5 protein-coding genes are annotated in these 7,874 nt (G+C 62.7%); 3 read left to right on the plus strand and 2 right to left on the minus strand.

What is annotated here, in order from left to right:
* The first annotated feature begins 33 nt into the window (after nucleotides 1–33).
* Nucleotides 34–2,316, plus strand: coding sequence for a DEAD/DEAH box helicase (locus BKH32_RS04775; RefSeq protein WP_178384559.1), 2,283 nt, complete (start codon nucleotides 34–36; stop codon nucleotides 2,314–2,316).
* Nucleotides 2,317–2,519: 203 nt separating this feature from the next.
* On the opposite strand, the gene BKH32_RS04780 is transcribed toward BKH32_RS04775, so the two are convergent.
* Nucleotides 2,520–3,416: an SDR family oxidoreductase gene (locus BKH32_RS04780; RefSeq protein WP_075248876.1), complete on the minus strand. Its 897-nt coding sequence runs from the start codon at nucleotides 3,414–3,416 to the stop codon at nucleotides 2,520–2,522.
* A 132-nt stretch (nucleotides 3,417–3,548) separates the two neighbouring features.
* Nucleotides 3,549–4,145 (minus strand): TetR/AcrR family transcriptional regulator, encoded by a 597-nt coding sequence (locus tag BKH32_RS04785; protein ID WP_075248877.1) that lies wholly within the window; start codon nucleotides 4,143–4,145, stop codon nucleotides 3,549–3,551.
* A gap of 332 nt (nucleotides 4,146–4,477) precedes the next feature.
* On the opposite strand from BKH32_RS04785, the gene BKH32_RS04790 reads away from it, so the two are divergent.
* Together BKH32_RS04790 and ppgK are read left to right on the plus strand one after the other, a co-directional pair.
* Nucleotides 4,478–6,472: an OPT family oligopeptide transporter gene (locus BKH32_RS04790; RefSeq protein WP_075248878.1), complete on the plus strand. Its 1,995-nt coding sequence runs from the start codon at nucleotides 4,478–4,480 to the stop codon at nucleotides 6,470–6,472.
* Nucleotides 6,473–6,590: 118 nt separating this feature from the next.
* Nucleotides 6,591–7,364: a polyphosphate--glucose phosphotransferase gene (gene ppgK, locus BKH32_RS04795; protein ID WP_075248879.1), complete on the plus strand. Its 774-nt coding sequence runs from the start codon at nucleotides 6,591–6,593 to the stop codon at nucleotides 7,362–7,364.
* Nucleotides 7,365–7,874 lie beyond the last annotated feature (510 nt).

The following is a 7,874-nucleotide window of genomic DNA, read 5'->3' on the forward strand; positions in this document are numbered from 1 at the left end:
CAGCGGGCCGCCGCCATTCTTTTACTAGATCGTGTGGGGAATCAGCCAGCAATCGCTCTGGCGCGAGACCGTGACGAGAGTATTCTGGCGTCGATTGAAGCAAACTCGTCGACACTTGTCCTTGATGCGCTTTACCGTCGCGCCGAACTAACGGTGACGCTTCCGAGTGGCGACGTTATTGACGTCAATCCCTTTCAAAAAAAGTTCTGGGACCTTGCTTCCGCCAATGACTGGGTGAGTGTATCTGCACCGACATCTGCAGGTAAGTCGTACATCATCCGTGAGTGGATGTTCGCGGAACTGCGAGGAGCGACGCCTGCGCGACTCGTGTATATTGCTCCCACTAGAGCTCTCGTTGAGGAGGTTAGTGAGGTCTTCCGATCCAAACTGGATGACAGTGTGGGTGTTCACACCCTCCCGTGGGACCCTGAAATTACTGGCTTCGAGCGACAGGTGTTCGTTCTCACGCAAGAGCGCCTTCACCTGCTGCATCAGCGGTTGCCGCAGTTTACACCGTCGGTGATCTTTGTAGACGAAGCGCAGAAGATCGCCGATGGCACTCGCGGGATACTGTTAACGCAGGTGCTTGATGAAGCCCTTCGTCGGGACCCAAATGTGCGGTTAGTGTTCGCAAGTCCTTTGTCAGCCAACCCTGGAGTACTCTTAGATTCCGCATCTTCACACGAGTGCAAGGCTGCGTTTGTCGGCGAGACGGTGACGGTGAATCAGAACCTCGTCTTCGTCAACCAGGTCCACAGGAAGCCGCAGCGCTATTCGCTCTCACTCGTATATGAGGGAAATGAGCGGGAGGTTGGCGAGATAGAGCTACCCCATGCTCCAGATGTCGTTGGGCAGAAAGTTCCTCTCATCGCTGCCGCGATTGGGGGTGTCTCCACGGGGAACCTTGTTTTTGCGAACGGCCCGGCTGAAGCGGAGAAGTTTGCGAGAATCATATTCGACGCTCTGAGGAACGATCCTGCGATAGAGTCGGATGCTGTCGAAGAATTGGTCGATTTTTCCAAAGGTGTCGTGCACGAGAGATTTCAACTCGCCGAGTTCGCCAGGCGGGGTGTCGGCTTTCATTACGGTGATATGCCTCTCGTGCTCAAGGCGAAGGTTGAGGAGTTGTTCAAGCGAGGAGAGCTCAGATATCTGGTATGCACTTCCACTCTTCTTGAGGGAGTGAATCTGCCGTGCCGAAACCTCTTCCTGCGCGCTCCGCGCAAGGGACCCAAGATGCATATGCCCATGCCAGACTTCTGGAATTTGGCCGGAAGGGCTGGTAGATGGGGTACTGAGTTCCAGGGGAACATATTCTGTGTTGATACGTCAGATGCGAAGGCTTGGCCTGAAAAGCCAGGGAGGCGAAAGCGTTCATCGATTGTGCCGGCGGCGACTATGACGCTGTCCAACATAGCTAGAATGATCGAATACATCGACCGTGGTGCACGCAAAGCTGATCGTGAGACGCCTCCGGAACTCGAATCTTCCTTCAACTGGCTTGCTGGTCGTTTCATATCTGACGGGAATCTGGTTGGACTATATGGTGTTACCTTAAGTGTGGAAGAGACCGACCGGATCGCTGAGGCACTCGGGCGCGTGACGCCAACTCTCCGGCTTGGCCCAGACCTCGTGAAGAAGCATGCAGGTATCAGTCCGATGTCGATGCAGCGCCTCTTGGATGCCGTCTTGGCGAACGGTCAGCCCGAGGAACTTGCTCTCGTTCCTCCAACTAGCGATGATGCGTTCGAGGAGTACAAGACCGCGCTGGACTATGTTGCTGAGTACCTGGGCGGATCGTTCAAGCCGGAGTCTCGTCGCCTGTCGCTCGCGCGCCTCATCGTTCATTGGATGAGAGGCGTGCCTCTTAGTGTCATCATCGACAACCGTGCGAGGTGGCGACGCGATCAAGGCCAAGAAGTCTCCTATCCGAGGCTGATTCGCCAGGTGATGGCAGATGTAGAGGACATCGCGCGTTTTGAGGCGCCAAGGTACCTATCCTGCTATGCCGACGTCGTGGCGCAAGCGGCGGGAATACTTGGTCGACAGATGGAGGTAGATGCTGGAGATATCGAGATGATGCTTGAACTGGGAGTGCCACGGCCGACCGACATGTCCTTCATCTCGGTTGGGTTGTCAAGGGCTACTACTCGCGCGATTGCGGAGTTTGTGCTGGATCCCTTTCTCTCTCCTGCGCAATGCACAGCATGGATTGAGAATGTTGATGTGGAGCAGCTTGAGTTGCCTGCGTTCGCCGTACGCGAGATCGTGGCTCAACGACAGCTTTTCTCCGAGCGGCGCTGGCGAGCAGGTTAGTTCGTCGGCACTGTATTCGATCCCGAGAGGGGACCAGAAGATGACTCCGAATCATGCAAGTCATGCATCTCGTAACGGACTCTGCATGATCCGCGACTCGGAATGGTGCGGAAATGGGTCTCGCTGGAACCGTCTGGACGCTCGGGGTTAAGCGTGTCGTACATGCTCGGCCTGTTTACTGAGTTCACCGTCATAAGTCGCATCTATCGCGACCTCAAGCGCAGTGAGCTGAACTTACTAGTGCTATTTCCCTGCTCAGCGTAGAAGTCCGCGAGGTGATGGGTGCCCGTCGTCTGGGCCACGCAGTCGCGCATCATGTTCCAGGTCATGAACTGGGCGACGTCGGCCAGGCGGGGGCTGAACAACGCTGTCAGCCTCAAGGCCGGTGGCAGCGCCCAGGCGGGCACCGTGGCGATGCGCGGCGGTGTGCCGACGGCGCGGAACGCCAGCTGGGCTACCTGTCTCCAGATGAGCACATCCGGGCCGCCAACATCCCAGGTGCCAGCAGTCCCCGCCTCCATCCGGTCAACGACATAGGCCGCCAGATCCGCCCCGTGAATCGGGTTGATCCGCGCTGTCGGGCGGAGCACCGTCACCAGGCCGCGTCTGGCCATCGACAGCACCTCCGTCATGTCGGAGAAGTAGGCCGGTGGATTGATGATCTGAGCGCTGATCTCCGCCGCCGAGAGCGTCTGTGCGAATGCCGACTTCGCTCGCGTCAGCCGGGCGGGGCAGCGATCTCCGCCCAGGGTATTGATATAGGTGAATGAGCCGGCGTGCTTCAGTGCCGAGTTCAGGATCGCCAGGTTGGCGAGGTTGTCGATCTGCCACGGGTCGGCCTTCTGGCGCGTCACCCCCAAAGCCGAGACAACATGGTCGACGTCGGCTGCAAGACTCCGGGTGAAGCGAGGATCGGTGACGTTTCCGAGAGCCCACTCGTCCACCAGGCCGTTCAATGACGGTGAGCCCCAGGGCCCTTCCCTGCGGGCGCGGTCCTGGTCCCGCGCCACGGCCCGCACGAGATGTCCGCGGTTGTGAAGCTCGGCGACCACGTACCGGCCCAGGTACCCGGTCGCCCCGGCGACAAGAACGCTCGCCATCTTGCCTTCCTCCTGGATCTCGTTGTGGCAGTGAACGGCGGGTAATCGGCATGGTAGTCGTTTGTGGACAATGCTGTCCACAAATAGGGGGCTGTCGGCTCTTGCGGCTGCGGTCGAGCGGAAAGGGGCCTGCTACGGAGCCTCGAACAAGCGCGTCAGGAGGATGCGTGTCACCTCTCGACCATCCGTACCGTTGCCGGCCCTCGTGGCCAACCACCGATCGAGTGCAACGGCAACGCTCCACACCAGCTCGACCTGCAGGTCCTCCGGGATCTCCTGGTCGAGCACGCCCTGCTGGCGACCCTCGTGCACGGTCTGCTGGCACCACGCCCGGGCGGACCTCTCGAAATCGGCGCGTGAGGCGCTCGGCGGAGCGTCCCGCATGTGGAAGAGCGTCGCGATCGCTGTTGCATCCTCATCGCCGCTAGCTACTGCCAGCTCGTCGAAGAAGGTGAGGAGCTCGGGCCAGAAGGACTCGGCGGTCAGCGCCGCAGGATCGGGTGGGCTCACTCTCTCGGCGAGCAAGGACAACCCGTCGGAGAATGCCGTGTCGAAGAGTGCCGCCTTGTCGGTGAAGAAGTAGTAGAAGGAGCTGCGAGGGAACTCCGCGGCGGAGAGGATATCGCTCAATGTGGTGCCGTTGTACCCGCGGAGCGCAAACATCGTGCGGGCCGTCCGCATCAAGCGGCGACGTCGGGTCGGGTCGATCGGCTTGCGCGGCCTGGCCATCTCTCACCTCGCAGGTTGCCGGAGGCTCGTCCTTGAGTCGTCAGGGTACTCGCCCGGGTGGACGCCGGCCCGACCTCGGCCCCCTTGCCCGCGCCCTGGCCTCCGAGTGAGTCGGTCGCGCCCGCCGCTCACTTCGACCCGTGCCTCACTAACACTTCGACCAAAACTTCAAAAAAGACCCGGAGCCGCGTCGTTTCTGAAGATTCGGTCGAAGTGTTGAGGGCAACGACGCCGGTCCTGCTCAGTTGTGCATCGAATGAGCTATTAACGATCGTTTTCCAACATAGTGCTAGTCTCGCCCCGGAATCATCCCGACATCGAGAGATCTCACCATGTCCACAACAACCTCACGCGGCTCCACTGCGGCGAAGCCGTCCAGTGCCGGCTCCGGCCCGGTCAAGGAGCTGACTCTCCGCGGCATCGTCATCGGCGGCATCATCACGCTCATCTTCACCGCGGCGAACGTCTACCTCGGCCTCAAGGTGGGGCTCACCTTCGCCACCTCGATCCCGGCAGCCGTCATCTCCATGGCGATCCTGCGCCGCTTCTCCGATCACACGATCCAGGAGAACAACATCGTGCAGACGATCGCCTCGGCGGCAGGCACGCTGTCCGCCATCATCTTCGTGCTGCCCGGACTCATCATCGTGGGCTGGTGGACCGGCTTCCCCTACCTCCAGACCGTCCTGGTCATCATCCTGGGTGGCATCCTCGGCGTCACCTACTCGATCCCGCTGCGGCGCGCGCTCGTGACCAACTCCGACCTGCCCTACCCCGAGGGCGTGGCCGGCGCCGAGGTCCTGCGCGTGGGCGACACCAGCGAAGGGGCCGAGGAGTCCAGCCGTGGACTGGGCGTCATCGTGCGGGGCTCCATCGCCTCGGCGGCCCTGTACTTCCTCAACGCCCTCAAGGCCATCAGCGTCGACATCTCCGGGGTCTTCCGGGTCGGTGCCGGCGCCACGATGATGGGCACCTCCCTGTCCCTGGCACTGGCCGGCGTGGGCCACCTGGTCGGCGTCGGCGTCGGTATCGCCATGATCATCGGCCTGCTCATCTCCTACGGCGTGCTGCTTCCGATGCGCACCTGGGGCACGGCGGTCGCCGACAAGGACCTCGCCGACTTCGTGGGCGCCACCTTCGCCAGTGAGGTGCGGATCGTCGGTGCCGGCGCCATCGCCATCGCCGCCATCTGGACCTTCCTGAAGATCCTCGGCCCCATCGTCACCGGTATCCGCGAGTCCCTGGCCTCCAGCGCCAAGCGCGACGCCGGCGAGGAGATCCCCCTGACCGAGCGCGACCTGTCGATGAAGACGGTCATCGGCGTCACCGTCGGCTCCATGCTGCCCATCGGTGTGCTCCTGTGGCTGTTCCTGCACGATACCGCCATGGCTCACCACTCGGCGGGCCTCATCATCGCTTCCATACTCTTCATCCTGCTGACCGGTCTGGTCGTCGCCTCGGTCTGCGGCTACATGGCCGGCCTCATCGGTTCGTCCAACTCGCCGATCTCCGGCGTCGGCATCCTCGTGGCGGTGACCGCGGCCGCGCTCGTGCGCACCATCGCCACCTCCTCCTCGCCCGACGACGTCCGCACCCTGGTGGCCTACACCCTGTTCGTCACCGCGGTCGTCTTCGGCGTGGCCACCATCTCGAACGACAACCTTCAGGACCTCAAGACCGGTCAGCTCGTCGACTCCACCCCGTGGAAGCAGCAGGTGGCCCTCGTCATCGGTGTCGTCTTCGGCGCCATCGTCATCCCGCCGGTGCTCAGCCTCATGCAAGGCGCCTTCCGCTTCGCCGGTGCCCCCGACGCCGGTGACGACGCCCTGGCCGCGCCCCAGGCGAACCTCATCAAGCACCTGGTTCAGGGCGTCCTCGGTGGCGACCTCAACTGGAGCCTGCTGGGGCTGGGCGCCCTCATCGGCGCCGTCGTCATCGCCATCGACGAGATCCTGCGCCGCAACACCAAGTACTCCCTGCCGCCGCTCGCCGTCGGCATGGGCATGTACCTGCCCACGGCCGTCACCGTCATGATCCCGATCGGTGCCGCCCTCGGTCACGTCTACGACCGCTGGGCCGAGCACACCGCCAACCCGGAGCGGGCCAAGCGCATGGGCACGCTCATGGCCACCGGCCTCATCGTCGGTGAGAGCCTCGCCGGGGTGGTCTACGCCGGGATCGTCGTGGCCTTCGGCGGCAAGGCGGACCCGTTGGCCATCATGCCCGAGGGCTTCGCCGGCATCGCTCCCTGGGTGGGCGTGGTGCTGTTCGTCGGCACTCTGTGGTACCTCTACCGGGGCGCCCGCCAGGAGAGCACTCGCGACTGAGTGCCGCCGCTGCGGCCTGCGGCCGCCATCGACTCCTCGTACCGATCGTCCTCGCGGTCGCCGTCTCTGCACTAGGCTGGGCGGCAGCCGCGAGGACGCGTAGTACCAGGAGGACCTCATGACTTCGACAGCACCAGCAGTATCAGTGGCATGTGGGATCGACATCGGCGGATCGGGCGTCAAGAGCGCCCTGGTCGACCTGGCCACGGGCACGTTCATCGGCGAGCGTGTCCGCATCGACACCCCTGAGGAGTCCACCCCCGCGGCCGTCGCCGAGGTGTGCCGCGAGCTCCTCGAACAGCTCGAGGTGGGCGACGACGTTCCGGTCGGTGTGGCCCTGCCCGCCCCGATCGTTCACGGCACCGTCCCCTTCATCGCCAACCTCGACAAGTCCTGGACGGGCGTCAACCTCACCGAGCTCATGCGCGAGCACCTGGGCCGGCAGGTGACCGGACTCAACGACGCCGACGCCGCGGGCCTGGCAGAGGTCGCCTTCGGCGCCGCCAAGGACGTACCCGGGACCATCATCGTGACCACCCTGGGCACCGGGATCGGCTCGGCCGTCATTGTTGACGGAACCCTGGTCCCCAACACCGAGCTCGGGCACCTGGAGATCGACGGCTACGACGCCGAGAGCCGGGCCTCGGCCGGGCAGCGCACCGTCCAGGACCTGTCCTGGAAGAAGTGGGCCAAGCGCCTCCAGCGCTACTACTCCCACGTGGAGATGCTCTTCTCCCCGGACCTGTTCGTGGTGGGCGGGGGAGTCTCCCGCAAGCACGAGAAGTACCTGCCGCTGCTCGACCTCAAGACCCCGATCGTCCCGGCCCAGCTGCTCAACACGGCCGGCATCGTGGGGGCCGCCTACCAGGCCTCCCGCGCGCGCACCTCCTGAACATCCGCGCGGGCCCGGAAGACACAGGGCGCGCAGTGACGATGGGCGCTGTCGGTGCTCGGCAGATCAGCTTGTCACCTGGAGATGTCAGATGTGATGCAGGTCGCCAGAAAATCGTTTGACAGCAGGTGGTCAGGTCTCGCTATAGTACTCCTCGCTGCCGGCGCGACCTTACGGTTCGACGGCGGTACCGGACGGCGGAAACGTCGCATCGGCAGGAGTAATCCGGTCGGTACGGAAAAAAGCAGAATAGTTCAGAGATCAGGGTCACGTGATCCGAATTTGATTCCCGAACGACAACCTGCATATGCTAGTCCGGTCGCCTTCGAGAGGCAAGCAAGGAATTCTTCCTTGGCCTGAAATCTCGGTGGGCGTGTTGTTTGAGAACTCGATAGTGTGTCATGTTTTTTATGCCATGGCCCTGGGGCTGCGCATGTTGTTTGTGTGGTTTTGGGGTTTGTTTTGTTTTGGTTTGCCTGGCCCTTGTTTTGGGGTTGGGTTGGGCCTTGG

Origin of the sequence: Actinomyces oris, from assembly GCF_001929375.1 — a bacterium.
GTDB lineage: Bacteria > Actinomycetota > Actinomycetes > Actinomycetales > Actinomycetaceae > Actinomyces > Actinomyces oris_B.

Coding starts and splice junctions, on each gene's coding strand:
- BKH32_RS04780 (WP_075248876.1), bottom strand. CDS start 3,416: ATGGCGAGCGTTCTTGTCGCCGGGGCGACCGGGTACCTGGGCCGGTAC.
- BKH32_RS04785 (WP_075248877.1), bottom strand. CDS start 4,145: ATGGCCAGGCCGCGCAAGCCGATCGACCCGACCCGACGTCGCCGCTTG.
- BKH32_RS04790 (WP_075248878.1), top strand. CDS start 4,478: ATGTCCACAACAACCTCACGCGGCTCCACTGCGGCGAAGCCGTCCAGT.
- ppgK (WP_075248879.1), top strand. CDS start 6,591: ATGACTTCGACAGCACCAGCAGTATCAGTGGCATGTGGGATCGACATC.